Consider the following 26,991-nt stretch of genomic DNA (forward strand, 5'->3'; position numbering starts at 1 on the left):
GTATGCGTCTGCCCCGAGTCCCGACCCCTGCCATGCCACGCCGCGCCATCTTCGCTCTCATCGGTCTGCCCGTCATCGCCGCTGTCCTGGTGGGCGGCTGGCTGTTGTGGCCAGGCAGCGATGGTGAGTCCCGCGGCGCGCCGCTGACCCAGAAGGTGTCGATCGGCGACATCGAGGACACGGTATCGGCCGTGGGTACCCTGCAGCCGCGCGAATATGTCGATGTGGGTACCCAGGTCTCGGGCCAGCTCCAGAAGATCATGGTCGACTTCGGCGCCAAGGTGGAGAAGGGCCAGCAACTGGCCCAGATCGACCCCACCGTCTACCAGGCCAAGGTCAGCGCCGACGAGGCCCAGCTGCAGAGCCTGAAAGCGCAGCTTGCCGACAAGCAGGCGCAGAAGCTGCTGGCCGACCAACAGCTCAAGCGTCAGAAGGAGCTGCTCGCATCCAAGGCCACCAGCCAGGACGCGCATGATATCGCCGACGCCAACGTCAAGATCGCGGCGGCGCAGATCAGCATGATCGAAGCGCAGATCCAGCAGACCGAGTCGACCTTGAACGGCGACCGCGCCAACCTCAATTACACGAAGATCTTCGCCCCGATGTCGGGCACCGTCGTCAACATTACCGCCAAGCAAGGCCAGACGCTGAATGCCAACCAGCAGGCGCCGATCATCCTGCGCATTGCCGACCTCGATCCCATGACGGTGTGGACGCAGGTGTCGGAGGCCGACGTGCCGCGGCTGAAGGTCGGCATGCCGGCGTACTTCACCACGTTGGGTCAGCCCGACCGCAAGCGCTTCGGCAAGTTGCGGCAGGTCCTGCCGACGCCCGAGGTCGTCAACAACGTCGTCCTTTATTCGTCCTTGTTCGAGGTCGAGAATCCCGAGGGCGACCTGCTGCCGCAGATGAGCGCACAGGTCTTTTTCGTCGTTGCCGCCGCCAAGCAGGTGCCCCTGGTGCCGGTCGCGGCGCTGCGGCCGGCGCGTGGCCAGGCTGCCGACGGCAAGAAGATGTATCGGGTTCGCGTCGTCGAGGGCGGCCGCATCGCCGATCGCACCATCGAGGTCGGTGTCATCAACCGCGTCGTTGCCGAGGTCAAATCCGGCCTCGCTGCCGGCGACGAGGTGGTCATCAGCGACACGCCGCCGCCGGCGGGCAAACCTGCCGCCAAGCCCGCCAACGCGCGCGGTCCACGGCTATGAGCGGCCGGCCCGATGACTGACGCGGCATCCATCGAACCGATCGATCCCCTGGCGCGACCGCCGGCGCAACGCGCCCCGCTGATCGAGCTGCGCGACATCACCAAGACCTATGTGCGCGGCGATGTCGCGACCGAGGTGCTGCACGGCATCTCGCTCGACATCCAGGCCGGCGAGTTCGTCGCCATCATGGGGGCGTCGGGGTCGGGCAAGTCGACACTGATGAATCTGATCGGGCTGCTCGACCGGCCGACGTCGGGTCGCTACCGCTTTGCCGGCGAGGAGGTCTCGGAACTCGATACGGATCGCCGCGCCTTGCTGCGCCGGGAATCCTTCGGCTTCATCTTCCAGCAATACAATCTGCTTGCCGCCGCCACGGCCACCGAGAATGTCGAGGTGCCGGCCATCTATGCCGGCCTGCCGCATGGCAAGCGCGTGCAGCGTGCGCGACACCTGCTCACCACCCTGGGCCTGGGAGAACGGCTCGATCATCGCCCCAGCCAGCTCTCGGGTGGCCAGCAGCAGCGCGTGTCGATCGCGCGCGCGCTGATGAACGGCGGATCGGTGATCCTGGCCGACGAACCGACCGGCGCACTCGACAGTCGCAGCGGCGAAGAAGTGATGCGCCTGCTGCACGACCTCAACGCCGACGGCCATACGGTTCTGCTGATCACGCACGATCCCGACGTCGCGGCACAGGCCAGGCGAGTCATCGAGATCAAGGATGGCAACATCGTCAGCGACCGTGGCACGTCGGTACCCTCACCAGCGACGTCGGCAACACCGGCGCACCAGGCCGCGCGCGGCTCGACGGTGATTCCCGACGCGGTCGAAGCCGCGAAGATGGCGATGCGGTCTCTGCGCGCCAACCTGATGCGGACTCTGCTGACTTTGCTCGGCATCATCATCGGCGTGGCGTCGGTGGTGGCGATGCTGGCCATCGGTGATGGCGCCAAGCAGCAGGTGCTGAGCCGGATCACCGCCATGGGCACTGACCTGTTGCTGATCAGGCCTGGTGCGCCCAACGTGCGCCGGGCCGGCGCGCTGACGGCAACTCTGGTGGCGGCCGACGCCGATGCCATCGACGACCTGCCGAACGTCTCGGTGGCGGTGCCCGAGTATCCCGGCCAGGTGACCGTGCGCTACCAGAGCCGTGACTATGTCACGCAGGCCGATGGCACGACGCAGTTCTTCCCGCAGGCCCGCGACTGGCCGGTGGCGAGCGGCACCTTCTTCAGCGAATCGGACGTGAAAAGCTACGCCCCGGTGGTCGCTCTCGGCCAGACCGTGGTGCGTGCGCTCTTTCCCGAAGGCTTCGATCCGGTCGGCACGTTCGTGCTGGTGAACAACGTGCCGTTCCAGGTCATCGGCGTGATGAGCCCCAAGGGCGCCGCGCCGTCCGGCGCCGACCAGGACGACATCGTCTTTACACCCTTGTCGACGGGTGCGCTGCGCCTGTTCGGTCAGCGCTATGTGCGTTCGATTACCGTACGGGTCGACGATGTCAGCAAGATTGACGATACGCAGGAGGCGATCCGGCAACTGCTGATCGAGCGCCACAAGAACGAGGATTTCCAGATTCGCAACATGGTCTCGATCCTCGAGGCGGCAACCGAGACTCAGAATACGCTGACGATCCTCCTGGGCTCGATCGCGGCGATCTCTCTGCTGGTGGGTGGCATCGGCGTGATGAACATCATGCTGGTCAGCGTCACCGAGCGGACCCGCGAGATCGGCATCCGCATGGCGACCGGCGCGCGCCGTTTCAATATCCTGTTGCAGTTCAATACCGAGGCGCTGGTTGTCTGTGCCATCGGCGGGGTGATCGGCGTGATCGCGGGGCTGGCCACCGCCTGGGGCTTCGCCCAGTTGGGCCGGCCCGTCATGTTCTCGGCCGGTCCCGTCATCCTGGCCTTTGCCTGCGCCTTTGCCACCGGGCTGTTGTTCGGGTATCTCCCGGCACGCAAGGCGGCCAACCTCGATCCCGTCGTGGCCCTGGCCGCGGACTGATGCTCGCACTCAATTTTCTCGTTCATACCCGCGCTCAATTCCCTCCCCCGTCCGATGGTGTAAGTGCCGTGATGCGTCGCCTCCTTGTCCCGATCGCCCTTGCCGGTGCGCTGACCGGTTGCTCCATCCTCGGACCGGACTACCAGCCCGAACAGGTCGATGTTCCCGAGCGCTGGCAGTGGAGCAACCAGGGCGTCGGCGTTTGGCCCGACCCTGTCTGGTGGCAGGTTTTCCGCAGCCCCGAACTCGACCGCCTGATGGCCTCGGCCGCCGAAGGCAACCGCGACCTGAAAGCCGCCGTCGCGCGCATCGCGCAGGCCGAGGCGCAGGCCAAGATCGCCGGTGCGGCGCTGTATCCGACCTTCGGCGCCGACGGCTCGGGGACCCGCAGTTCGCAGAACAGGGCACCGCTGGGCCGCACCGTGACCAAGACGTATGCCCTGGGTCTGAACGCGGGCTATCAGTTCAACTTGTTCGGCGCCGAGTACTCATCGGCCAAGGCGGCGGTCACGCGCATCGAGGCCAGCCGCTACGACCGCGAAACGGTGGCGCTGACCATCAACACCAATGTGGCGCAGACCTACTTCCAGATCCTGACCCTGCGCGAGCGCGTGCGCATCGCCAACAGTTCGCTGGCGACATCGTCGCGCCTGCTGGGGCTGCTCGAGGAGCAGCGCCGGATCGGCACCACGTCAGACCTCGAGGTCGCGCAACAGCGGGCGGATGTGGCAACGCAGCGCGCGGCCATTCCGGCCCTGGTGCAGGCCGAGCGTGAAAGCCTGGCGGCGCTGGCGCTGCTGCTGGGCCGCAACCCGCAGGGGTTCGAACTGCAGGCGCGCAATCTCGAAGGCTTCACGTTGCCCAAGGTCATCTCCGGCATGCCGTCGGACTTGCTGCTGCGCCGGCCCGACATCCGCACCGCTGAAGCCAATCTGCGTGCCGCCAATCTCGACATCCAGTCGGCGCGCGCCGCGCGTTTCCCGAACATTTCGCTGACGGCCAGTGGCGGCACGGCCAGCGCGGTGTTGGGCAGCCTGTTCTCGCCGGCCAGCATGCTCTACACGATCGCTGCCAGCCTGACGGCGCCCATCTTCCAGGGCGGCGCCCTTGAAGGTCAGGAGAAATTGTCGAAGGCGCGATACGAAGAGCTGATCGAGACGTACCGGACCGCCATCCTGTCCAGCTTCCGCGATGTCGACAACGCCTTGAGCGGTGTCGATCAGTTCCGTCAGCAGTACGCCTTCAATTTGCAGGCGCGCACCGAAGCCCGCGAAGCCTATCGCTTGGCCGAGTTGCGCTACCGCGCCGGTACCATCGACTTCCTGACGGTGCTGGACACCCAGCGTGCGGTACTGCAGGCCGAGGACGCGCTGGCGCAGTCACAGCTGGCCCATATCAACGCCCTGGTCAGCCTCTATCAGGCACTGGGCGGCGGCTGGGGTGGCACGGTCCAGCCAAACCCGCCCATCGGCAAACTGTAGTTACGATACCGACAATACACAGCGCAGCGCGGAGCGACATCGCTGCGATACATGGCCAATGCAAATTACCCGTCGGCGGCAGCACGGGAACTGTCGCCGGATCTTCCGGGGAGTTTACAATGAGCCGTCATCGCACCGCCGCATTGATCACCAATATCGAAACCGATGACCTGGTCACGACGCCAGAAGCTGCCAACGACAACGACGATTTCGACGCCTTTGCCAGCGATGTCGTTGCCATCCTGCTCCAGGACGGGCTTAAGCTGCTCGCCGGCTAAAGCCCCACCGTCCTGTCACGGACAGGCTCTGACACCATGACCAGCACCTCCATTCAGCGGATCCTGCACCAGCCACCGGGCGAGAAGACGGTGCTGCCGCTGATGTCGGCGATCGGGCTGGGCTTCGCCGTCTTCGTGCTGATGAGCGTCATCCCCTCGGCGCTGGGCTTCGTATCGTACGGCCTCGGCATGGGCGCCCTGGTGGCGTTGTCCCTCGCGGGACTGTCGTGGGGCTATCGCACGGGCATCCTGTCGATCCTCGGCGCGACGTTCGTGGCGCTGCTGCCGGCCGCGCTGGCGGTGGGCGGCACTGACGACCTCAAGACCGCCCGGCGGATAACGGCGGCCGAGATTCCCATTGCCGACGCGCCGGTGCGCACTGACGCCCAGGTGCTGATCTTCAGCGACGTGCGGGTCGCCACCGATTTCACGGTGACCTGGACCACGCGCAGACCCAGCGGCCAGGAGCTGCACTATGCCATGGCGCCCCTGGTCCCCACGGACTGGCAGCGCAGCGCGCCGGTGCCGGCGTGGCGCGTGTGCAGTGGCGGCGATGCCGACTGGTGCCCGTGGGCGCTGTCGCAGCCCGTGCGGGCGACGCAGCGTGTGTCGGCCGCCGATGAGGAGCGCTATCGCTCGAGCATGGCCGAGATGACCAAGCGCTTCGGTTTGACGCCAGCGCCGGGCGCGCCATTGCTGCAGCTCACCACGCCGCCGTCGCAGCGCGCCGAGGCGGCCATGACCGGCGTGATCTTCATGCCCATCCTCGGCTTCGTGGCGTGGCTGCTGGGCCTGTTGCTGTGGCGCGGCGTGCGCCGCCTGCGGCATGGCGCGGCCGGTTGACCCGCCCGGCGCTTCGCTGCATAAGGCACGCCATGACCGGCGTCCGCCATCCTGATCGCGCTGCTGCGCGGCGAATGCGCTCCGTCCTCGACGAAGACGGGACGGCAAGGTGACGCGCGGGCGATAGCATACCCCTCGATGCCTCCGGCCCTTCCTCGCGAAGGGCTTTTTCATGTCCGCACCGGACACGACGGAGGGGTCGATGACCAAGGTTCTGATCACCAGCGCATTGCCGTACATCAACGGCGTCAAGCATCTGGGCAACATCGCCGGCTCGCTGCTGCCGGCCGACATCCATGCCCGCTTCTGCCGCCAGGTCGGCCATGACGTGTTGTTTCTGTGCGGTACCGATGAACACGGCACGCCAGCCGAGCTCGCAGCCCATGCCGCCGGCGGCGCAGTGGCCGACTACTGCGCGCGCCAGCATGCGATCCAGGCCGACATCTACCGGCGCTTCGGTTTTTCCTTTGATCATTTCTCGCGCACGTCGGGGGCGGCCAACCACGCCCTCACCCAGGCGCTGTTCCGGCATCTGGACGCGGCAGGCTTCATCGAAGAGCGCACGGTCCGCCAGGCCTATTCGCCAGCCGAAGGGCGCTTCCTGCCGGATCGCTACGTGATCGGTACGTGCCCCCATTGCGGGGACGCGAATGCGCGCGGCGATCAATGCGAGGCTTGCACCCGCGTTCTTGATCCGCACGAACTGATCGCGCCGCGGTCGGCGATCTCGGGTGCCGGCGACATCGAATTCCGCGAGTCGCGGCATCTGTTCCTCCGCCAGTCCGCCTTGGTGCCGCGCTTGCGCCGATGGATCGAGGCGCAACGCGACTGGCCCCTGCTGGTGCGCTCCATCGGCCTGAAGTGGCTCGACGAGGGACTGCAGGACCGCTGCATCACGCGCGATCTGTCGTGGGGTGTGCCGGTGCCGCGGCCCGGCTTCGAGGACAAGGTCTTCTACGTCTGGTTCGATGCACCGATCGGTTACATCGCCGCCGCCGTCGAATGGGCGCAAGCATTGCCGGGACGTGACTGGCGTGCGTGGTGGGAAGGTGGGGCCGCTGTCCGCTACGTCCAGTTTCTCGGCAAGGACAACGTGCCGTTCCACACCATCGGCTTCCCCGCGACCATCATCGGTTCGGGCCAGGCGCTGAAGCTGCCCGACTACATCAAGGGCTTCCATTGGCTGGCCTATGAGGGCGGCAAGTTCTCGACCAGCCAGCGCCGCGGCATCTTCGCCGACACGGCATTGGCGGTTCTGCCCGCCGACTGCTGGCGCTGGTGGCTGGCGGCCAATGCGCCGGAGAGCGCCGATGTCGATTTCACCGTCACGCGCTTTCGCGACGGCATCAACAAGGACCTTGCCGATACGTTCGGCAACCTGGTCAACCGCTGCCTCACGTTCACCGCCGCGGCCTTCGACGCCGCGGTGCCGGCCGACGGCGAGCCGGGACCGCGTGAACAGCAGCTGGCGAGCGACCTCGACCATCACCTGGGCCGGCTTCGCGGCTATCACGAGGCGCTCACGTTGCGTCATGCCGCGGAAGGCGTACGGACGATCTGGCGGTTGGCGAACAGCTATCTTGCCGAGACGGCGCCCTGGACGGTGATCAAGACCGATCGGAACCGTGCCGCGGTCATCATCAGGACCGGCGTCAATCTCGTGCGGACGGCGGCGGTCGTCGCCTGGCCTTTCATTCCCGACGCCGCATCGCGCGTGCTGCGTGCCCTGGGCGAGGAGGTGGGCATTCCGCCATGGGTGGCAAGTGGCGTGCAGGCGCTGGGTGCCGTCGAGGCTGGCCGCTGCATCAGCGTACCGCCGGTGCTGTTTCCCAAGATCGGCGACGACATCGAGCGCCGGCTGACGGGCGCCGCGCACCATTGATGACGACGCGGCACTTTCGTTACGCCACAGCGGGCGGTCACCGACGCATTTGTGCATCGTATGCACTGTGAACCTGTGCCAGCGTGCCGGTCCGTTGAACGAGAGTCTGCATGCCTGTTCTTCTCGCGGTAGCGCCGTTGCTGCTGGTCATGGCGTTGCTGGCCAGTGGACGCGTGAGTGCCCTGCCGGCGGGCGCCGCCGGCCTGGCGGCAACGCTGCTGGTTGTCCTGATTGCCCCGCCGGAGAATACCGCGCTGCTTCCGTTTCTGGCGTACAACACCTTTGTCGGTGCCTGGCTTGCCTGGCAGGTGATCGCCATCGTTCTCGGCGGCATCTTCTTCTATCTTTGCGTCCGGGCCCGCGATCTCGCCGGGCAGCCCGCGTCGCCGGCTTTGCCGGTAGCGGACGACCTTCACCCGCGTCTCTACTTCGTCTGCTTCCTGCTGGGACCGTTCGCCGAGGCCGTGACGGGTTTTGGTGTCGGCTATGTCATCACGCTGGCCACGGTGGTGCGGCTGGGCGTTCGTGGTGTGCCGGCGTTGGTGCTGGGCCTCTACAGCCAGAGCCTGGTGCCGTGGGGCGCGCTGGCCGCCGGCACGACTCTGGGTGCGCAGATCGCCGGCATGGAACCGACGGTACTGGGGGCTCGCAGCGCCGTGCTGCAAATGCCCATGCACGCGGCGTACCTGGCGCTGTTCTGGCATTTCCTGCGCGCATCCGGCGTGCCGCTCCGCGTCGCGCGCTGCCTGGAGGATGTCGCCTGGACCGTTGTCACGGTCGCCGCGGTGTGGCTGGCCCATGCCGTGATCGACGTCGAGATCGCCGGCGCCGCGCCCCTGGGCGCACTGGTGGCGCTGCGCTGGGTGCGCAACGAGCGGCCTGACCTGATGGCTTTGCGACGCGCGCTGCGGACATCGCTGCCCTATGTGGCATTGACCCTGGCGCTGGTGGCGACGCGCACGGTGCCGCCGTTGCAAGCCGTGCTGAAGTCCCTGGCGGCGTGGCAGCCGTTGCCCGACCAACCGCCGTTCGCGCCGTTCTACGTCCCGGGCTTCTGGTTGCTGGTGATTGGCGCGGGCACGCTGGTGGCAGCGCGCGCACCGGCGTGGCGCGTCGTTCGTGACACGGTGGCCTCAGGGTGGCGTCCTTCCGTCGTGACGCTGTTCTTCGTCGTGATGGCTGCCTTCTATGTCGCGGCGGGCATGGCGGCGTCGATTGCCGATGCCCTGCACGCCGCGATGGGTGTTGCCTCGGCGCTGGGCGCACCGTTGTTCGCTGCCATCGGCGGCTTTCTGACCGGCAGCGGCTCGGCATCGAATGCCATGCTGATGCCCATGCAGATCGCCGTGGCGGCCGAGGCACATGTCGATCCGTCGTGGATGGCGGCGGTACAGAACGCGGTCACCACCAACCTCACCATGCTGTCCCCGATCCGGGTCTCGATGGGCGTTGCGATCCTGGCCCTCGCCCGGGGCGACAGTGCGGTCTACCGCGCCGCCTGGCCCCTGGCCTTGCCGCCGATTGTGGCCGGCATGGGTACAATCGGATGGCTATTGGCCGTCGGCTAGCGCGACAGGTGACGTCGCAAAGACGGGGCGCTAGGGTGCCCGCCGATCGTGGCAACCAAACAACGAGGAGCATTCCATGGCGAAAGTCGCCTTTCTCGGCCTGGGCGTAATGGGCTTTCCGATGGCGGGCCATCTCGTCGCCAAAGGCCACGATGTGACCGTCTACAACCGCACCTTCGCCAAGGCCCAGCAGTGGACGCAGAAGCACAAGGGCAAGGCCGCCAAGACGCCGCGCGAAGCGGCGGAAGGCAACGAGATCGTGTTCTGTTGCGTGGGTAACGACGATGATCTGCGCTCGGTCGTGCTGGGCGCCGACGGTGGGCTGGCCGGCATGAAGGCGGGCACCATTTTCGTCGACCACACCACGGCCTCGGCCAAGGTCGCGCGCGAACTCTACGATGCGGCCAGGCAGCAGGGCATCGACTTCATCGACGCGCCCGTGTCGGGCGGCCAGGCGGGCGCCGAGAACGGCGTGCTGACCGTGATGTGCGGCGGCGACCAGGCGCCGTTCGACAACGCCAAGCCGGTCATCGACAGCTTCGCGCGCGCCTGTGTCCTGATCGGTGCGTCCGGCGCCGGCCAGCTCACCAAGATGGTGAACCAGATCTGCATCGCCGGCGTCGTGCAGGGCCTGTCAGAAGCCGTCAATTTCGGCATGAAGGCCGGCCTCGACATGGAAAAGGTGATCGGTGCCATCTCCAAGGGCGCGGCCCAGAGCTGGCAGATGGAGAACCGCTGGAAGACGATGGTCGACGACAAGTTCGAATTCGGTTTCGCCGTCGACTGGATGCGCAAGGACCTCGGCATCTGCCTCGATGAGTCCAAGACCAACGGCGCGCAGCTGCCGATGACCGCGCTGGTCGATCAGTTCTACGCCCGTGTCCAGGCGCGGGGCGGCCGGCGCTGGGACACCTCGAGCCTGATCCAGCTCCTGGCCAAGCCATAGGCGCATCCAGGATTAGAAAAACTCAGCGAAGGGGTGACAAAGCCTCAGTTGTCGCAGGCGGTGATTCAAACCACCATGCCGGTTAGGACAACGGGAGGTGTCGCATGTACAAACTCTATGCGCACACGGGCTGGGGCTCGGCGCTCACCGAGGCCCAGCTCGCTTGGTACGGCTTGCCGTTCGAAACCGAGGAGGTGGGCAATCTCTTCCGATCGAAGGCGGCGCGCGAGCGCCTGACCAAGATCAACCCGTTGGCGCAGTTGCCGACGCTGGTGCTGCCCGATGGCCGCATCATGACCGAGAGCGTCGCCATCACGTTCCACTTCGCCGACAGTGCGCCGGCCGGCAGATCGCTCGTGCCGGCGTCGCCGGGCGCGGAACGCGACGCGTTCCTGCGGTGGTTGGTATTCCTGGTCACGAACATCTACCCGACGTTCACGATCGGCGATGACACCAGCCGCTGGATTTCCGGCGACGGGCCGCGCAAGGAACTGCAAGAGGCGATGGAGGCCTATCGCGAGCGGCTGTGGCGCATGGTCGAGCCTGCTGCCAGTGACGAGGGCCCGTGGTTCCTCGGTGCCCGCTTCTCGGCGCTCGACATCTACATCTCGGTGATGACGCGCTGGACGCCGAAGCGTGCATGGTTCGCGGCCAACGCACCCAAGCTGCATGCGATTGCACTGCGCGGCGACACGGTGCCGGAACTGGCGCCCGTCTGGCAGCGCAACTACGCGCCGCCCGCCGCTGCCTGACAGCCGGCCGCGCGATCGCCGGCGCGGTTCACCCGCGCCGGCTCATCGCCACGTGGCGTACGCCAACGATCTCGCCGAGGCAGTTGCCGACATGCCGCGCGGCGTCGGGGTCCAGACCATCGACCTGCAGATCGACGCTCAGCGTGTCCTCGATGCCGTGTGCGTCGCGCTCGACACAGCGGCTGGCATGGACGACCAGCGGCACCAGGCCACGCTTGGCGACGAACTCGAGCACGCGTGGCAGCAGGCCGGGTGAGGGATCGGCGCTGACGCCGTAGCACCACACCGGCGCGTCAAGCGCATGCACCACGGGACGCGGTTGCTCGGGTGCGTGGAAACGACGGAATGACGGAGAAGAGGTGGACGGCTCAGTGGCCGTGGCGGCAGACATGATTGCGCTCCTGAGACGGACGAACGAAATAGCCTTCGACCCGGGCCCGATGAGGGACCGGGCGGCTAATTCGCCGACCGATGAGCGCGTGCATCCGCATGGCCGCTACAGTACGCTCGCCGCCACATCGAAGCAAGATCGGCGGAGCACATCATGCGCCTGCAGCTCGTCACCTGGCCCGACGTCGAGCAGTATCTCAAGAGCAGCACCGGCATCATCATTCCAATCGGTTCGACCGAGCAGCATGGCCCCAACGGCCTGGTCGGTACCGATGCCTTGACGGCGGAATTCATCGCCCACGGGGTCGGCGAGAAGACCGGCGCGCTGGTAGCGCCAACCATCGCGGTCGGCATGGCGCAGCATCATCTCGGCTTTCCGGGCTCGATGACATTGCGGCCTTCGACTCTGATCGCGGTGGTGCGGGATAACATTCAGTCCCTGATGCGCCATGGATTCACACGATTCTTTTTCGTCAATGGCCACGGCGGCAATATTGCAACGGTCACGGCGGCGTTTTCGGAGATCTATGCCGAGCGCTCTCTGCAGCGCGGCAGCAATGCCCCCTCGGTGAAGTGCAAGCTGCGCAACTGGTGGGAAGGATCAGGCAGCCGGGCACTGTCGAAGGAGCTGTATGGCAGCCAGGAAGGCAGCCATGCCACGCCGAGCGAGGTGTCGCTCACCTTCTTCATGCATCCGCAGACCGAAAAGAAGGTGCCGATGGAGCCTGAGGTGGCACCCAACGGCAGCTTTGCCGATGCCGACGATTACCGCAGCACATTCCCCGACGGCCGCATCGGCTCGAACCCCAACCTGTCGACAGCCGCGCATGGCAAGCGCATCTACGAGATTGCCGTCGACGAAGTCGCGCGCGACTACCTGGCGTTTGCCGCATCGTGAGGATACGTGAGAACGGAAACCGACGGAGGAACCCATGACCCCGACCACCGCCGAGCGCGACACGATCTTCAAGGCTTTCGGCCGCGCCTTCTTCAAGCAGGATCTCGACGCGATGTACCAGGTGGTGACGCCGGACTTCGTCTGGAGCGTCCAGGGCGGCGATGCGCCGCGGCAGTTGACGTCGCGTGAGGCAATCGTCGCGTACTTCGCCGAACGCAAGCAGCAGGTCGAGAACGTGCGCTTCCACGACGTGGTTTATCACCACGCGCCGGACGCGACGTTCATGACCTTCCGCATTACCGGTACCGACAAGACGACGGGCCGTGCGTTCGAGAACATCGGTGTCGAGCGCTACACGTTCCGTGGTGGCAGGCTGGCCGTGAAGGACGTCTATACCAAGCTCGCCGGCGCGGCATGACGGGCGAGCGGGATCCGGCCGCGCGCATCCCGGGCATCGTACAGCGCTACCTGGCGCGCTTCCCCAGCGAGAAGGAGCGCCTCAGGCCGTTGCTCGATCGGCTGGCCGACCCGACGGACATGTTCGCCCGCGAGTCGATGTCGGGACATGTCACCGGCAGTGCCTTCGTCGTCGACCCCAAGCGCGACGTCATTCTGCTGATCCACCATGCGACGCTCGATCGCTGGCTGCAGCCTGGCGGTCACGTCGATGCCGGCGAAAGTCCCCGGGACGGCGCGGCCCGCGAGACCTGGGAAGAGACAGGGCTGCAACGGTTCATCCCCAGTGATTGGAGCGACGATCCCTCGCTGCCACTCGACATCGACCCACACATGATCCCGGCCAACGACCGGCGCGGCGAGCGCCAGCACTACCATTTCGATTTTCGCTATCTCTTCAGTGCCGATTCGACCCAGCAGCTCACAGCGCAGGACGGCGAAGTGAAGGGCGTGCGCTGGCTGCCCGTCAATTCGCTGCTGGACAACGATCCGGACGGCGTCTGGAAAATCGTGGTCGGCAAACTGCGCGCGGTCGTGCGGCCGTGAGCCCCTTCCTCCCACGCGAGGCGGGATGGGCGAGGGCTCTACTCCGCAGCGGCGCGTAGCGGCGCGCCGAGGCGTTCCACGGCGCGCGCCCGGCAGGCGGCGCTGAAGGCGTCGAACAGCTTCAGCGACAAGGGATTCTCGCGCGCCTTGTGCTCAGGGTGCCATTGCACGGCGCAAACGAAACCGGGCGCATCAATGACGCTGGCTGATTCGATCTGGCCATCGGGTGCGACGGCTTCCACCCGCAGCCGCGGCGCCAGGCGATCGATGCCCTGGCCGTGCAGCGAGTTGACCTGCGCCTCCGTGCATCCCAGCAACGCATGCAGCTGTCCGCCGGGCGTGATGGCGATGGCATGTGCCGGCTCGAGCTTGGGCTCCAGCGCGTCCGTACGGGGTGCACGATGGTCCAGGCGGCCAGGTACTTCCTCGACATGCTGGTACAGCGTGCCACCCAAGGCCACGTTCAGCTCCTGAAAGCCGCGGCAGATGGCAAACAAGGGAACGGCCCGCTCGATGGCGCGTCGGATCAGCGGCAGCGTGGTCATGTCCCGCGCCGGATCGGCGGCAACGCCACGGCGGGCCGGCGGACCGCCATAGTGTGCCGGTTCGACGTTGGACGGGCTGCCGGTGAGGATCAGTCCGTCCAGCACATCCAGCACGCGATCGACGTCCAGGCCATCCTCGCCGGCGCCGACGGCCGGCAGGATCAGCGGCACCCCGCCGACGACATCGGTAACAACCTGGATGTACTTCTCGCCGACCGTATGAGCGGTCCACACCGTGATCGTGCGCCGGCAGGCGGATACGCCGATCAACGGGCGCACAGCGCGGGACATCGGGTTCTCAGCCTCGCATAGCCATTCGTTCGGGTATTTTCGTGCAGTTTGCGTGCCAGGGCAATTGTCGGTATTCGCTGCCAGCCATGCCCATCGATCCCGATGTCATCCCGCCCGACACGGCAGCCCGGATTGCTGACGAGCTCGGGCAGATCGAGACCCGCCACGATGTCGCGGTGCTGTTCGCCATCGAATCAGGCAGCCGGGCCTGGGGCTTTCATTCGCCCGACAGCGACTTCGACGTGCGCTTCGTCTATGCCCACCGGCTCGATTGGTACCTGACGGTACGGCCGGGTCGCGACGTGATCGAGGCGCCGATCAGCGAGGGACTGGACATTTCGGGTTGGGATGTGCGCAAGGCCCTGGCGTTGGCCTGCAAGTTCAACCCCGTCCTGCCGGAATGGCTGCGCTCGCCGATCGTCTATCGCTGGCAAACGGATCTCGTGGAGCCGCTGCACCGTTTCGTCGGCCTGCGCCCGGGGCCGGTGGCGACGCGGCGGCACTATCTGGGACTGGCGCGCCGCCAGTTCCTGGGCGACATCGACGGCCGCGACAGCGTGCGCCTCAAGAAGTACTTCTATTCGATCCGCCCGGCGCTGGCCCTGCGGTGGCTCCACCGTCGACCTGACGATCCCTTGCCCATGGACCTGCCGGCCTTGCGGGCGGGTGTCGCGCTCGATCCGGCGGTGTCGCACGCGCTCGACCATCTGTTGTCGCTGAAGGCCCAGGCGCATGAACTGGGTGTCGGGCCGCGCGTGCCGCTGCTCGACGACTTCATTCGTGCCGAGATGGAAGATGCCACGGGATGGCTGGCTATGCAGCCGCCGGCCGAGGGCGCCGATCTGAAAGCAGCCGATCAAACCCTGCGGACGATCATCCGCAGCGCCGACGGCATCATTGCGGCACGTCCAGTCGGGACCCTTGCTGCGACACCCTAGCAATCCCGGCCTTCCCGCCCCACGGTATCCCGCCCTATGCTGCGGACCACTGAGGAGACGAGGAGATCGAGATGCAAAAGCGCAAGCTGGGGCGATCCGGTATCGACGTGGCGCCGTTAGCGTTCGGGGGCAACGTGTTCGGCTGGACGGCCGATGAAGCGCGGTCCTTCACCCTGCTCGACAATTTCGTCGGTGCCGGCTTCAACCTGATCGACACGGCCGATGTCTATTCGGTGTGGGCGCCCGGGCATACGGGCGGCGAATCGGAAACCGTGATCGGCAACTGGCTGAAGAAGCGGGGCGGTCGCGACAAGGTGGTGATCGCCACCAAGGTCGGCATGCAGATGGCGCCCGATCGCAAGGGGCTTGCCAAGGCTTACATCCTGCGCTCGGCCGAAGAATCCCTGAAGCGATTGCAGACCGACTACATCGACCTCTACCAGTCGCACAAAGACGATCCCGATGCGCCCCTGGAGGAACGTTTCGAGGCCTACGCCCAGCTCGTGAAGCAGGGCAAGGTGCGCGCCATCGGCGCCTCGAACTACGATGCTGCCCGGCTGAAGGCGGCGCTGGAGACCAGCGCCAAGCTCGGCGCGCCGCGCTACGAGACCCTGCAGCCGCACTACAATCTCTGCGAACGTGGCCTCTTCGAGGGCCCACTGCAGGATCTCTGCCTCAAGGAAGAGATCGGCGTCATCGGCTACTACTCGCTGGCCTCCGGATTCCTGACCGGCAAATACCGCAATGAGAACGACCTGGGCCAAAGCGTGCGGGGCGGCGGCGTGAAGAAGTACCTCAACACCCGCGGCTTCGGCATCCTGAAGGCGCTCGACGACGTGGCCGCACAGGTGAAGGCAACGCCGGCCCAGGTGACACTAGCCTGGACCATGGCTCGGCCTTCGGTCGCGGCGCCGATCGTCAGCGCGACGAGCGCGCAGCAGCTGAGCGACATCCTCAAGGCGGTCGACGTCAAGCTCGACACCGCCGCCATCGCCCGTCTCGACGCCGCCAGCGCGCCCTAGCGCGTTGGCGCTGCCTGGCCGAACCAGCTTTTCCAACATAGCCATCGCGCCCCGCGGGGCGGCGCTGGCTGACCATCACGGCGGCGGCGCGATGTAGGCGGCGTCGAATTTCTCGAGCAATGCGGGATCATTCGCCAGGGCGTCACGTACCGCCGGCAGGCCGTAGCTGCGCTTCGCCAGTGCGACGAGGGTACGCAGATCGCGGTCGGCAAGGGCGCGGATTTCCGCCAGGGCCAGCTGGCGTGCCGGTTCGTCGAGCAGGTGCCAGTATCGGCAGGCCATCTCAATGCGCTGCACGAGATAGCGCGGATCAAACGGTGCCACGGCGATGGCGCGTTGCAGTGCCGTGGCGAACAACGGATCACGCGGGTCACGCGCCTGCAGTGCCAGGGCCAGGATCGTCCACGCTGTCGGATGAGCCGGCGACTGCCGGATCGCGCGCCGGGCAATCTCGGCCGCCTGGCTCAGGCGTTCCGCGGCCAAGGCCGCGTCGTCGGCAGCGCGTCCGGCCTGGGCCAGGCGGACGGCTGCCAGCAGCGCCATCAGGTCGGCATCGTCTTGCCACTGCAGCGCGTGCTGCAAGGCCAAGGCTGCGCTCTCGATCTGCGGGTTTGCCACAGTGGTGTCATTCACCACGGCGCGTTCCGCAATGCTGCGGGCGTCCAGCAGCTCGATGGCCGCGAGCAGGCGCGGTATGCCCAGCGCCAACAACATCACGCCGCCCAGCATCGCCACCAAGGCGACGAACAGGCGCGCGGGCCGTCGCCGGTCGGGGTCAAGCGTGTAGCGGTCGAGCGCGCGGTGCGGCTTCTCGCGCGGCTCGCCCTCGCTCTCCATGGCGGACGCAGACAGCTTCATGGGGCCATTCTCCGGCGCACTGCTGGCGGTGCGCCGACCGGGCGTCCTCAACCGTCGCCGTAGTAGCGCCGGTAGCCGCGGTAATAGTAGACGCCGCTGTCGGTATAGTCGTACTGGGCATGGCGGCGCAGGTCGACCTGGCTCAGCACGATGCCCGACAGCCGGGCGCCGGCCTCGTAGACCATCTTGACGCCGGTCATCGCCACGTCGCGTCGCGTCTTTTCCCAGCGGACGACGAAAATCGTCGTGTCGGTCTGGCGCACCAGCAGCAGCGCATCGGAAACAGCCAGCACCGGCGGACTGTCGAGCACCACCAGATCGAAGGCATCGCTCAGCTGCTGCAGCAGGCGGCGCATGCGCAGGCTGCCCAGCAGGTCGGTCGGCGATGGCGGCCGTTTGCCGGCGAGGACGTAATAGAGGCCGGTCTTGGGTTCGACCTGCACCAGGTCTTCCAGATCACGCTGTCCGGACAGGAACTCTGCCAGGCCGACTTCATTGTCGACCGACAGGTTCTTGTGCAGCGACGGCTGACGCATGTCGCAGTCGATGATCAACGTGCGGGCGCCCGAAGCGGCGGACGCCGCCGCCAGTGACAGCGCCGTGGTGGTCTTGCCTTCACCGGGTACCGACGAGGTGACAACGACCGTGCGCTGCGGATGATCGGCGCTGCTGAGCGCGATGCCTGTGCGGATGGTGCGCAGCGCTTCGGAGTAGGCCGAATTCGGCTTGTCCACGACGTTGAGCCAGGGTTTCTGGTTGCGCCGCAGCCGACCGGTCGACTGGAACGGTACCATGCCCAGCGCGGCGACACCGGTCTGTTGCTCGAGTTGATGAACGGAGCGGAAGCCCGAGTCCATCAGCTCGATGCCGATCGATAGCGCAACGCCCAGCGCGAGCGACGCCACAAAGGCCATCAGCACGATCAGTTCCTTGCGCGGCGCGACAGGCAGCATCGGCACGGCAGCCTCGTTGATCTGCCTGGCGTCACCTTTCTTGTCGACGCTGGCCAGCACGTTGACTTCCTGCAACCGGGTCAGCAGCGTCGAATAAAGCTGTTTGGCTGTATCGAGTTCGGTCTGCAGGGCGCGCAGCTGCGCCGAACCTTCGGTTTGCCGCTTCAGCTCGCGCTCCAGGCGATCGGCCTCCGCCCTGAGCTTGTTGGCGTTCTCGCGGGCGGCCTTGGCCTCGGCCTGCAAGTTGATGGCGCCACGCTGGCGCTCGGCGTCGAGCCGGGCGCGCACGGCCGCCAAACGCTTCGCCGCCTTCATGTATTCGGGGTGACCTGGCGCGGCGTAGGACGCCACGGCCTGCAGTTCCTTTTCGGCGGCGGCCACTTCGGTCAGCAGCGTGGTGCCGGCGAGGTCCGACGAGACGCCTTGCTTGATGCCCAGCTCCTTCTGGGTTGCGACCTGGTCGGCCGCGAGTAGCTGGGTGCGGATGTCCGCCAGGGTCTTGGCCAGCGACGACGCGTCGGTGGTGTCGTACATGGCGTTCTCAGCCCGGAACTTCGCGAGGTTCCGTTCCGCTTCAACCACCTTGGCACGGGCGTCGTCGATGCGGGTGCTGAGAAACTTCATCATCTCCAGCGGACCCTCCGACTTCTCCTTCTTCTGGTCCTCAATGTAGCTGCGGATCGCCTGGTTGACCGAGGCGGCCGCCAGTTGCGGATCGGGCGAGCGGAAGCGCACGGTCAGCACCAGAGAGGTCTGCATCGCCTGCGTACTGAGGCTCACCAGCCAGGCATCCGCAATCTGGCTGGTGAGCCTGTCACGCGCCTCCGGCGACATGGCTGCCAGGCGACGGTCGATCTCATCGGGTGAAAACTGCGGCTTGGCTGGCGGGTCGGCCAAATGCAGGATTTGCAGCGCCGGCTGGAAAATGGCGCGCAGGCGGCTCTGCTCGGGTGGTGCAAGATCGGGGTTGTAGAGCGGGCTCTTCGCCAGCCCCAGCGCAATAACCGACTGACGTGCAAGACGTTCGGCGCGCAGTTTGGCGGCCTCGGTCTCCATCGCGCGGTAGTCGATCGGTTGCTGCGCATAGTCGGCAGGGGAGCGCATCACGTCCCGAGACTGCGGTTCCACCACCATCTCAGCTTGGGCTTGGTACACAGGCGCCATCTGGTTCGCCACCAGCCAGGCGATGGTGGTGCCAATCAAGGCCAGGCCGCCGATCAGCAGCTTGTGGCGACGCAAGGTGCCCAGAATCTGCCGTGCCGAGAGGCCAGAACCGCCCTCGTCCCCGCCGCCGCCTCCGGGAGGCGTCGGCAGTGGCGGCAATGTTTCAGCAGGCAGATTATTATTTCCGGTCTGCAAACGGCTGACGTTGGCCATCGCCCTTCCTTGTGCACGCACGCACACACGCAGTCGTAAGACCGCAAAGATACCAACTTCAAAAAAGAAGGCTAAATTACTCTAATGACATGGAAATTGGAATCGGAATCAAATCCGGTGATTCTTCGTAGAGCCTACCGTATGTTGTGATTGGCGTTCCCGCGCCCACCACATCAACGATCACGCAGTATCATCCCGCTCGGTTCGATCCGTCGCGGAGTTGATTCCGGCCCGTCCCCGGTTCCGACAATGCCCTCATGAAGTTGCATTGTTACGCTATCAAATGAGTGTTCACATGTCAAGGATGCATCGCAGAGCGCAACTATGCATTGTTCGCATGGCGTCCGCACATAGCGGCGTCATTTCGGCGGCGTGGCGGCGCGGCCTTGCTAATTTCGCTCGCGTAGGCTCGGGCCGACCGTGCCCAGGAAGCCTGATGTGAAGAAGCTCAGGATCGACCGCTCGCCGACGTGAAAGTCGACCGTGGCGGTCATGCCGGCCAGCAGGCGTGCGCGTTGCGGATCATCGCCCAGGAACGCCTTGTCGATGGCGATGCGGGTTATGAAAGACGGCGCCGTCGCTACGTCCGTGATGTCCACGACCTTACCTTTCAGCATGCCGTGTCGGGTCCAATCAAAGGCATGAACCTTGATGAAGGCGTCCTGGCCCGGCGCGATCATGCCAACATCGGCACTGGAGACGCGCGCTACGATCTCGAACGGCAGTCCATTGGCGGTCGCGCGCACGACAGCTGGTGCACTCACCACCTCGTCAATGCGTGCGACATGCATCCAGGTGATGATGGCGATGACCATGGCTGACAAGGTGACAATCAGCCAAGTCGCGAGCGGTGCATGGCGGCGCTGCGCGATCGCCTCGGCCGTCGGCAGGAAGTCTGCGTAACGATCGGCGGGCAGGCGCGCCACGGCAGCCGCGCGCCCGGGCAAGTCCGTCGCCCGGCTTTGCCGTGTGGCCTTGCTTGTCTCGACGATGTCGGTCATGCCCGTCCCCAACACCTGTGTATCAAGCCGGCGTCAGCGGCATGCCGATGCCCAGGCCAGCGATCGTCGCGGGCGGTGGCGTCTTTTGGCCTCGGCTGGTCTCCGCCATACGGATACGGGCGTATGCCATGACATCGGTCGGCGGGCCGAACCGCTCGATGCGGCCGTCGACGATCAGAGCCACCTTGTCGGCAATTGCCAGCGGCGCCAGCCGGTGGGTGATCATGATGACGGTGCGGCCGCGCGCGTTGTCACGCAGTGCGCGCAGCAACTGCTCTTCGCTGGCCGGGTCCAGGGCGCTGGTCGCCTCGTCGAGCACGATGAGACGCGGGTTGCGGATCAGGGCGCGGGCGATGCACAGCAACTGCTTCTGTCCGGCGGAAAGGCCGACACCGCGTTCGCCGAGAACCGTGTTGTAGCCCTGCGGCAGGCGCTGGATGAAGCCGTGGGCGCCGACGAACTTGGACACGGCCACGACGCGCGCCGTGTCCTTGTCGGCAATCCCCATGGCGATGTTCTCTCGCACGGTGCCGGCAAAGAGCTGAACGTCCTGCGGCACGCAGCCGATCTGCGCCCGCAGTTGGGCCGGCGACATGTGGGCAATATCGGTGCCATCGACCAGGATCCGGCCCGATGTCGGGCGATAGAGGCCTTGGATCAGGTTGGTGATCGTGGTCTTGCCCGAGCCGGAGGGACCGATGATGCCCACGATGGAGCCGGCTTCGATCTGCAGGTCGACGTCGTGCAGGACCGCCGGTGCGTCGTCATCGTAGCGGAAGGTCGCGCGCTCGAGCGCCACCCTGCCGTTGATCGGCGGCATGGGCGCCTGCCGGCCGGGCAGGATCTCCGCCGGGATGCGCATCATCTCGTCAACCCGAGCAAAAGCCGATCTCACGGCCTGGATCGTGTGCCAGGCGTTGACCACCTGCCGCATCGGCGCCAGCGTGCGGCTGGCCAACATGTTGGCCGCGATCAGTGCGCCGATCGACAGACGCTGCTCGACCAGTTCGAAGACGCCAAGCAGGACGACCCCCAGCGCGACGAACAACTGCAGCGTGCCGGTCAGGGACGCAACGATGTTGGCCAGGTTGTTGGTCCGAAATCCCGCCCACGCCGACTGCGCGACACGCACGCCCCAGCGCCTCTCCATCTCCGCTTCAAGGCCAAGCGCCTTGATCGTGCCGGCGTTGGTCACCGTCTCGCTCAGCGCCGAACTCTTGGCTGCCAGGGCCTGGAAGTTTTCGTCGATGTGGCGCTTCTGCGCCCGGTGCGTCGCCAGCGAGACGCCGGCGAACAGCGGCACCGCCGCCAGCACGAACAGTCCGATCGGCCCGTTGATGGCGAAGAGAACGCCCAGATAGAGACCAGCGAAACCCAGATCGATGATCAGCGACGGCATCTGGCCGGAGAAAAACAGTCGCAGCGTATCGAGCTGGCGCAGCCGCTCGGCGATGACGCCTGATGGTGTGCGCTCGAAGTGTCGAAAGGGCAGGTGAACCAGATGCCGGACCACTTCGCTCGACAGCAGGGTGTCGATGCGCGCACCGGTATGGCTCGACACGTAGCCACGCAGGATGCGCAGGACCAGATCGAACAGGTAGGCGATGGCCATGCCTGCCATCAGCACGATCACGGTGGTGCCGAGCGTCTCGGGATTGCCGTGGGCAATAACGCGATTGAACACCGCCATCATGAAGAGCGGCGTGGCCAATGCGAGGATGTTGATGACGAAAGACGCGACCAGCAGTTCGCCCGACACTTTCCGGATCCGGCGGCGCAGCGCTGCCCGCCAGCCCAAGGCGTCGGGCGGGTCCCCGTCTGCAACCAGAATAACGCGGTCGGCCAGTGCGGTGATGGCGTCGGCGCTCAGCGTGAGGGTGCTGCCGACCGCGGGATCGAACAGGCGGAACGCCGTCCCGTCGCGCTGCGTGACGACATAGGACGGGCCAGCGGATTTTCCGACAACGACAAAAGGCAGCGGCATGCACGCCAAGCTGGCCGCCGTCAGAGCCGCGTCGGCCGCCCGCCAGCCGAAACGCTCGCAGGCCAGCAGGAACAGCGGTACGTCCATAGTGTCGCTGCCCACAGGCACCAGCGCGCGCACCTCAGCTTCGGCCACCGGTCGGCCCCGCTGTTGGGCGACATGCAGAAAACAGCGCAACAGGATGTCGATGGGCTTCAGCGCCGCTGATGCAACATGCCCAGGATCAGTCGCCTGGCCGAAAGCAGTCGCGACCTGCGGCGCTATCAGCGAGTCGGGCATTTCCAGGATTGAACGATCGGGCGGCATGCACTGACCAAGTCAGACCCGTTACCGGCTGGCTACGAGAGTGAAAATGAAGCTGCATCAATACGCCGGCCCGTGCACGACTGGCTGTTCGATGCGGCGCCAGATTCTCATCCAAGGAACATTATTGCAGAAAATTTCCGTATTAACAATAGCTTATAAGATTTTTATAAAGTATTTAATGAAGAAATTCGATTTAGGTTAGCGCGCACCGAAAATATCGACCGGCAAACTGCGCCATTTTGGGCCGAAAATGCCCTGTTTTGACGCCTGTATTCTCTATTTGTTCTCGGCATTATTGTCGGTTCGTGAGAAAGGTAGTACTTTTCTGAAGGTGAAAATGTTATGGTTTATGCATCTACCGAACAATCACGGCAGCCTCAGGAAGCGATTTATGTTGCTCTCACGCATCGCGCCCGCTCTCGGCGGCATCATCCTTGCAGCGAGTGTGCTGACACCCGCCGCAGCGGCGCCGCCGCAACTCGGTGGCTCTCGGGCGGCGGCTCCCACCGTACTGGTGGCGCAGGCCAACGATCTTGCCGATGCCATTGCGCGCAATGACGGAGACTGGCGCGGCCGCATTCGTAACTATCTGCAGGCAGCTTACCCTGATCGTGTGGCGACCACCGACCGGGCCATTCAACTGCTGAAGTCCGTAAACCAGAAGTGCCTGGCCTCGCGCACGTGCCCGCCGAACGTCCTCAATGAGATCGCCCTGATCTCGAAGGGCTCGGTATGCGCCGCGCATATCATCGATTCGGTTTGCGTACGACGCTTCAACGTGCCGAACGGCGCGCAGGCGTTCGACTTTGGTCCGGTCGGCCAGCCGGTGTACCCGGGCATGCGCGCCGTTTCACCGGGCGATCCGCGCATCGCGGGCAACAATCTCACCGGCGTTCGCTACAACGATGCCTACCCCGCTTCGGGGGACTCGATCATCGGCATATCGAGCTTCAAGACGTCGATGCCTCAGGGACGCTATCGGGTCGTTCTCGTCAGCGGCAAGCGGCCGCTGGCCCAGGCTCTGACGACGCCATTCGGTCGCACGATCCAGGCCAATGGTCGTTCGATTGAGGTGACGGCGGCAGGTCCGGATCGCTGGCTGCCGCGCGGCGCGCTGGCCAATGGCGCACCGGAACAGGTCTTTTCGCCCAGCAACGTACTGCCGGGTAGTGCGCCGGCCGTCGTGTTCGATGTCGATCATGCCGGCGGCGACCTGCAGCTCACCTTTCCGCAAACGGCCGAGATCGGCGCTCTGCTGATCGAGCCTGCTGGCCAGACCTCCGGCTTCGTGCTGGACTCCACCGCCCAGTCTCAGGGACCCGTGTCCAACCGCAGCTGCCTGGAACAGGAGGCTCGCATCGATCGGGCCTTGGCCGAGTTGCCGCAGGATCAGCCGCCGGGACCTCGCAGGAATCCGCAGACGCAGCCGGAGCCGCCGTGCCGGGGTATCTGCCAACCCTTGAGCCGCAGTTAGTCGTTTCATCGTCTTATCTTCTCTCGGGGCAGTCACGTGCGTATTTCATCGACCTTCAGGGCCGGGCGAATCCTTGCGGTTCTCCTGGCCGGGTGCAGCGGCGTTGTTGGCGGGATCGGCGCCATGCCTGCCGCCGCTCAATACACGGCGCCGCCGCCGGCGCCAGCACCGGCTCCGGATCAGCCTGCTCCGAAACGTCTGGCACCTCAGGCAGATGAGCCATCGGCGCGCGATGCGTCGGTCCTGCGACGCGAGCGCGGCGATCCGCCCGATGGGTTTCCCATCGGCAGCTTCACCTTCTTTCCCAGGCTCGAGGTGGACGGCGAGTATGACGACAACGTCTATCGCACCCGCCGCAACCGGAAGGGCGATTTCATTTTCCGGGCACGGCCGTCTTTCACGCTCGCAAGCGACTGGGGCCAGCACGCACTGGCGCTCTACGCCAGCGCCGATGTGACGCGCTACATCGATCAGTCGAAAGAAAGCTATGTCGGGTTCGCCGTCGGTGCGCGCGGTAGCGTCGATATCACCGATGAATGGCGGTGGAACACCAATGCCGAATTCGCCCGCGTCGGATTGGGGCGCGGCTCACCCGGCCTGCTCACCACCGGGTTTGATGGCCGGCGGCAGATCGTCAACGTCATCACGGCGGCGACCGAACTCGCCTACAACGGTGACCTGTTCTACGGCCGTATCGGTCCCCGTTTCCGTCGCTTCGAGTATGTGCGGGGCGTATCCACCAACGAGAACTTTAACGTCTACGATATCAGCGCGCGCCTCGGCTACCGGATCACGCCTGAGCTGTCGGTGTTCATCGACCCGTCGTATGAGTGGGTGCGTTACGATCGCAATGGCGCTTTCCGCAACAACCAGGGCTTCGATATTCGCGGCGGCGTTGCCTACGACGTTACCCGGACGTTAACCGCCGAGCTCGGCTTCGGCTACTTCCGGCGCACCTACAGTGGCATTGGCAAACCGCAGGATGGTCTGTCGTTCCTGGGCCGGCTGTTCTGGAACCCGCTCGACAACGTTTCGATCGAGGCGGAAGCGCGCCGTTCGTTCTCGCAGTACCGTGCATTCGGTCTCGGCACGGCGGCTATCGGCAACGCCGTCGAAACCTCGTTCAGCCTGCGCGCAGGCTGGGAACCGTTCGATCCGCTGCTGCTCGATGCTGGCGTATCGTATGCCCGGTATCGCTACGAAGGCGAAGGCTTGCGCGAAAACTTCTGGCTCTTCGATGTCGGCGCGAAGTACTTCTTCAACAAGAACTTCTATGCCGGCCCGCGCTATCTGTACGAACGCCGCAATGCCAAGCCGAGGAGCGCGAACTACACGGATAACCGCTTCCTGATCACGCTCGGCGCTCAGTTCTGAGATCAGTGGGGTGGAAGAATTCATATTGCGATAGGTTAGCGATGATCATCGGATGTCAGTCACAGCGTTTTGTAGGCCACAAGCCTTCCACTCGATGGACAGTGTCAGCCGTGGCGCTCGTCGGCGTGCTGGCACTTGCCGGATGCGAAGGCGGTACGACCAGCACGGGTGTGCCATGCCCCAGCACCAAGGCTGCCATCGGCGGCCTTGAATACAAGCTGGGCGTCGGCGACAAGGTCCGTGTCACCGTCGTGGGCCAGCCCGAGCTGGGCAGCGAAGCCGAGGTCGATGCCGGTGGCAAAATCGTGATCGCCTTGGCCGGTGAGATTGCTGCCGTCGACCGTACGGTGTCGGAGATCCAGGCAGATATCACCGCCAGACTGAAGTCCAACATCCTGGTCGATCCGCGCGTGTCGGTGCAGGTCGCTGGCTACCGGCCCGTGACCGTGCTTGGCCAGGTGCGCCAGCCGGGCCGCTACCCGTACTCCTTTGGACTCGATGTTCGCGGTGCGACGGCGCTGGCCGGCGGTCTCGACCGGCGCGCGAGCCCGGAGCGGTCGGTGGTCTTCCGTCCCGGGCAAACCTGCGACGCCAAGCCCGATACACCGCTGTTCCCTGGCGACACCATCGAAGTGTTGCGTCGCGGCGGCTGAGCCTCTACCTCTTTTCGTGTGTTGAAGGGTCGGTCCATGGGACCGGCCCTTTGCGTTGATGCGTATCGCATGCCGGGTTTTCCCCGGCGGATTTTGACAGCGCCCGATCCGTGTCGGTTATGTTGCATCTGTTATGAAGACGCCGGCAGCTATTGCCACGCTGCGAGACACAAAGCGCCTGTGGGTGATCCCTGCCGTCCACGGCATGGTGCACCGATTGCATTCCGTGGCCGATGCGATCGCGGCCCGACTGGAACCGGGTGACGCGCTCGTTTTCCTCGGCAATTTGATCGGTGGTGCCGTTGGCGGTGAAACGTCCGATGTGGCGCCGACATTGGATCTCGCATTGGCATTGCGGCGGCGCACATTGGCGTTGCCGGGAGCACGTGCCTGCGATGTGGTCTTTCTGCGCGGGGCGCAGGAAGAGATGTGGACCAAGCTGGAGCAGCTTCACTATGCCCAGGGCCCGAGGGAGGTCCTGCGCTGGATGTTGCAGCGCGGGCTGGGTGCCACGATCGCGGCCTATGGCGGTGACGCGGCGATCGGCGACGGCGAGCGCGCCGTGCGCGACGGACCGATGGCGATCGCGCGCTGGACCACGCAGTTGCGTCAGGCATTGCGTGCGCGCCCCGGCCATGCCCAGTGGCTGGCGGCGATCCGTCGTGCGGCATTGAGCGAGGATGGCCGGCTGATCGCGGTACACCAGGGCCTCGATACGACCAAGCCGCTCGACCTGCAGGGTGACGCCTTCTGGTGGGGCGGCAGCACGCCGTTCGAGGCGATCGATGCACCCTATGACGGGATCGAACGCTTCATCCGCGGTTTCGACCGCAACCATCCCGGCGTGCACGATCAGCCCCACACGCTGACGCTCGATGCCGGCTGTGGCTTCGGCGGCCCGCTGCTGGGCGCGCTGCTGGATTCGCACGGCAGGGTCCTCGACGTCGTCGAGGGATGACGTCG

24 protein-coding genes are annotated in these 26,991 nt (G+C 65.7%); 18 read left to right on the forward strand and 6 right to left on the reverse strand.

Translation table 11 applies throughout. The annotated features are described in order from the left end of the window. Positions 1–32 precede the first annotated feature (32 nt). The 9 genes from FQU96_RS00950 to FQU96_RS00985 all read left to right on the forward strand — a co-directional run bounded on the left by FQU96_RS00950 (position 33) and on the right by FQU96_RS00985 (position 10,962). A complete protein-coding gene (locus FQU96_RS00950; RefSeq protein ID WP_178130229.1) occupies positions 33–1,205 on the forward strand; it encodes an efflux RND transporter periplasmic adaptor subunit in 1,173 nt (390 codons plus the stop codon). A 12-nt stretch (positions 1,206–1,217) separates the two neighbouring features. Continuing rightward, entirely contained in the window at positions 1,218–3,212 is a 1,995-nt protein-coding gene (locus FQU96_RS00955) for a MacB family efflux pump subunit (RefSeq protein ID WP_146538968.1), read from the forward strand. Positions 3,213–3,283: 71 nt separating this feature from the next. Next, on the forward strand, positions 3,284–4,693 hold the full coding sequence (locus FQU96_RS00960) for an efflux transporter outer membrane subunit (RefSeq protein WP_178130230.1): 1,410 nt from the start codon (positions 3,284–3,286) through the stop codon (positions 4,691–4,693). A 119-nt stretch (positions 4,694–4,812) separates the two neighbouring features. Then, positions 4,813–4,971, forward strand: a complete 159-nt coding sequence (locus FQU96_RS42060; RefSeq protein ID WP_178130231.1) for a hypothetical protein — start codon at positions 4,813–4,815, stop codon at positions 4,969–4,971. A 36-nt stretch (positions 4,972–5,007) separates the two neighbouring features. Further along, complete coding sequence (locus tag FQU96_RS00965) at positions 5,008–5,814, forward strand: hypothetical protein (RefSeq protein WP_146538970.1); 807 nt, start codon at positions 5,008–5,010, stop codon at positions 5,812–5,814. A gap of 172 nt (positions 5,815–5,986) precedes the next feature. Next, positions 5,987–7,696, forward strand: a complete 1,710-nt coding sequence (gene metG, locus FQU96_RS00970) for a methionine--tRNA ligase (RefSeq protein ID WP_146538971.1) — start codon at positions 5,987–5,989, stop codon at positions 7,694–7,696. A 110-nt stretch (positions 7,697–7,806) separates the two neighbouring features. After that, entirely contained in the window at positions 7,807–9,264 is a 1,458-nt protein-coding gene (locus FQU96_RS00975; protein WP_146538972.1) for an L-lactate permease, read from the forward strand. A gap of 76 nt (positions 9,265–9,340) precedes the next feature. Then, on the forward strand, positions 9,341–10,210 hold the full coding sequence (locus tag FQU96_RS00980; RefSeq protein ID WP_146538973.1) for an NAD(P)-dependent oxidoreductase: 870 nt from the start codon (positions 9,341–9,343) through the stop codon (positions 10,208–10,210). A 104-nt stretch (positions 10,211–10,314) separates the two neighbouring features. After that, the gene (locus tag FQU96_RS00985; protein WP_146538974.1) at positions 10,315–10,962 is read left to right on the forward strand and encodes a glutathione S-transferase family protein; all 648 of its coding nucleotides are present in this window, start codon (positions 10,315–10,317) and stop codon (positions 10,960–10,962) included. Positions 10,963–10,990: 28 nt separating this feature from the next. Here FQU96_RS00985 and FQU96_RS00990 read toward each other — a convergent pair whose 3' ends face one another. Further along, positions 10,991–11,353: a hypothetical protein gene (locus tag FQU96_RS00990; protein ID WP_146538975.1), complete on the reverse strand. Its 363-nt coding sequence runs from the start codon at positions 11,351–11,353 to the stop codon at positions 10,991–10,993. Between the two features lie 153 nt (positions 11,354–11,506). Between FQU96_RS00990 and FQU96_RS00995 the strand changes: the two genes are divergently transcribed. From FQU96_RS00995 to FQU96_RS01005, 3 genes are read left to right on the forward strand one after another with little or no spacing between them, the layout of a single operon-like run. Further along, entirely contained in the window at positions 11,507–12,250 is a 744-nt protein-coding gene (locus FQU96_RS00995) for a creatininase family protein (protein WP_146538976.1), read from the forward strand. A 34-nt stretch (positions 12,251–12,284) separates the two neighbouring features. Beyond that, positions 12,285–12,668, forward strand: a complete 384-nt coding sequence (locus FQU96_RS01000) for a nuclear transport factor 2 family protein (RefSeq protein ID WP_146538977.1) — start codon at positions 12,285–12,287, stop codon at positions 12,666–12,668. After that, complete coding sequence (locus FQU96_RS01005; RefSeq protein ID WP_146538978.1) at positions 12,665–13,252, forward strand: NUDIX hydrolase; 588 nt, start codon at positions 12,665–12,667, stop codon at positions 13,250–13,252. Before FQU96_RS01000 ends, FQU96_RS01005 begins: the two co-directional genes overlap by 4 nt. Positions 13,253–13,290: 38 nt before the next feature. Here the strand turns inward: FQU96_RS01005 and FQU96_RS01010 are convergent, their stop codons facing one another. Then, complete coding sequence (locus tag FQU96_RS01010; protein WP_146538979.1) at positions 13,291–14,088, reverse strand: gamma-glutamyl-gamma-aminobutyrate hydrolase family protein; 798 nt, start codon at positions 14,086–14,088, stop codon at positions 13,291–13,293. A gap of 86 nt (positions 14,089–14,174) precedes the next feature. On the opposite strand from FQU96_RS01010, the gene FQU96_RS01015 reads away from it, so the two are divergent. Continuing rightward, positions 14,175–15,026, forward strand: a complete 852-nt coding sequence (locus tag FQU96_RS01015; protein WP_146538980.1) for a nucleotidyltransferase domain-containing protein — start codon at positions 14,175–14,177, stop codon at positions 15,024–15,026. A 71-nt stretch (positions 15,027–15,097) separates the two neighbouring features. Continuing rightward, on the forward strand, positions 15,098–16,048 hold the full coding sequence (locus tag FQU96_RS01020; RefSeq protein ID WP_146538981.1) for an aldo/keto reductase: 951 nt from the start codon (positions 15,098–15,100) through the stop codon (positions 16,046–16,048). 75 nt (positions 16,049–16,123) lie between these two features. On the opposite strand, the gene FQU96_RS01025 is transcribed toward FQU96_RS01020, so the two are convergent. From FQU96_RS01025 to FQU96_RS01040, 4 genes are all read right to left on the reverse strand, one after another. After that, the gene (locus tag FQU96_RS01025) at positions 16,124–16,906 is read right to left on the reverse strand and encodes a hypothetical protein (protein WP_146538982.1); all 783 of its coding nucleotides are present in this window, start codon (positions 16,904–16,906) and stop codon (positions 16,124–16,126) included. 47 nt (positions 16,907–16,953) lie between these two features. Beyond that, positions 16,954–19,236, reverse strand: a complete 2,283-nt coding sequence (locus tag FQU96_RS01030; protein ID WP_146538983.1) for a GumC family protein — start codon at positions 19,234–19,236, stop codon at positions 16,954–16,956. Between the two features lie 389 nt (positions 19,237–19,625). After that, positions 19,626–20,237 carry a hypothetical protein gene (locus tag FQU96_RS01035; protein ID WP_146538984.1) on the reverse strand — a complete coding sequence of 204 codons (612 nt, stop codon included), beginning with the start codon at positions 20,235–20,237 and terminating at the stop codon, positions 19,626–19,628. Between the two features lie 22 nt (positions 20,238–20,259). Beyond that, positions 20,260–22,527, reverse strand: coding sequence for a peptidase domain-containing ABC transporter (locus FQU96_RS01040; RefSeq protein ID WP_146538985.1), 2,268 nt, complete (start codon positions 22,525–22,527; stop codon positions 20,260–20,262). A 250-nt stretch (positions 22,528–22,777) separates the two neighbouring features. Here FQU96_RS01040 and FQU96_RS01045 point away from each other — a divergent pair, with 250 nt between their 5' ends. The 4 genes from FQU96_RS01045 to FQU96_RS01060 all read left to right on the forward strand — a co-directional run bounded on the left by FQU96_RS01045 (position 22,778) and on the right by FQU96_RS01060 (position 26,986). Next, entirely contained in the window at positions 22,778–24,001 is a 1,224-nt protein-coding gene (locus tag FQU96_RS01045; protein WP_146538986.1) for a hypothetical protein, read from the forward strand. A 123-nt stretch (positions 24,002–24,124) separates the two neighbouring features. Next, on the forward strand, positions 24,125–25,375 hold the full coding sequence (locus FQU96_RS01050) for an outer membrane beta-barrel protein (RefSeq protein WP_146538987.1): 1,251 nt from the start codon (positions 24,125–24,127) through the stop codon (positions 25,373–25,375). 110 nt (positions 25,376–25,485) lie between these two features. Continuing rightward, positions 25,486–26,028 (forward strand): polysaccharide biosynthesis/export family protein, encoded by a 543-nt coding sequence (locus FQU96_RS01055; protein WP_178130232.1) that lies wholly within the window; start codon positions 25,486–25,488, stop codon positions 26,026–26,028. 184 nt (positions 26,029–26,212) lie between these two features. Beyond that, complete coding sequence (locus FQU96_RS01060; protein WP_218574568.1) at positions 26,213–26,986, forward strand: hypothetical protein; 774 nt, start codon at positions 26,213–26,215, stop codon at positions 26,984–26,986. Positions 26,987–26,991 lie beyond the last annotated feature (5 nt).

Origin of the sequence: Reyranella sp. CPCC 100927 (assembly GCF_007859315.1) — a bacterium.
GTDB lineage: Bacteria > Pseudomonadota > Alphaproteobacteria > Reyranellales > Reyranellaceae > Vineibacter.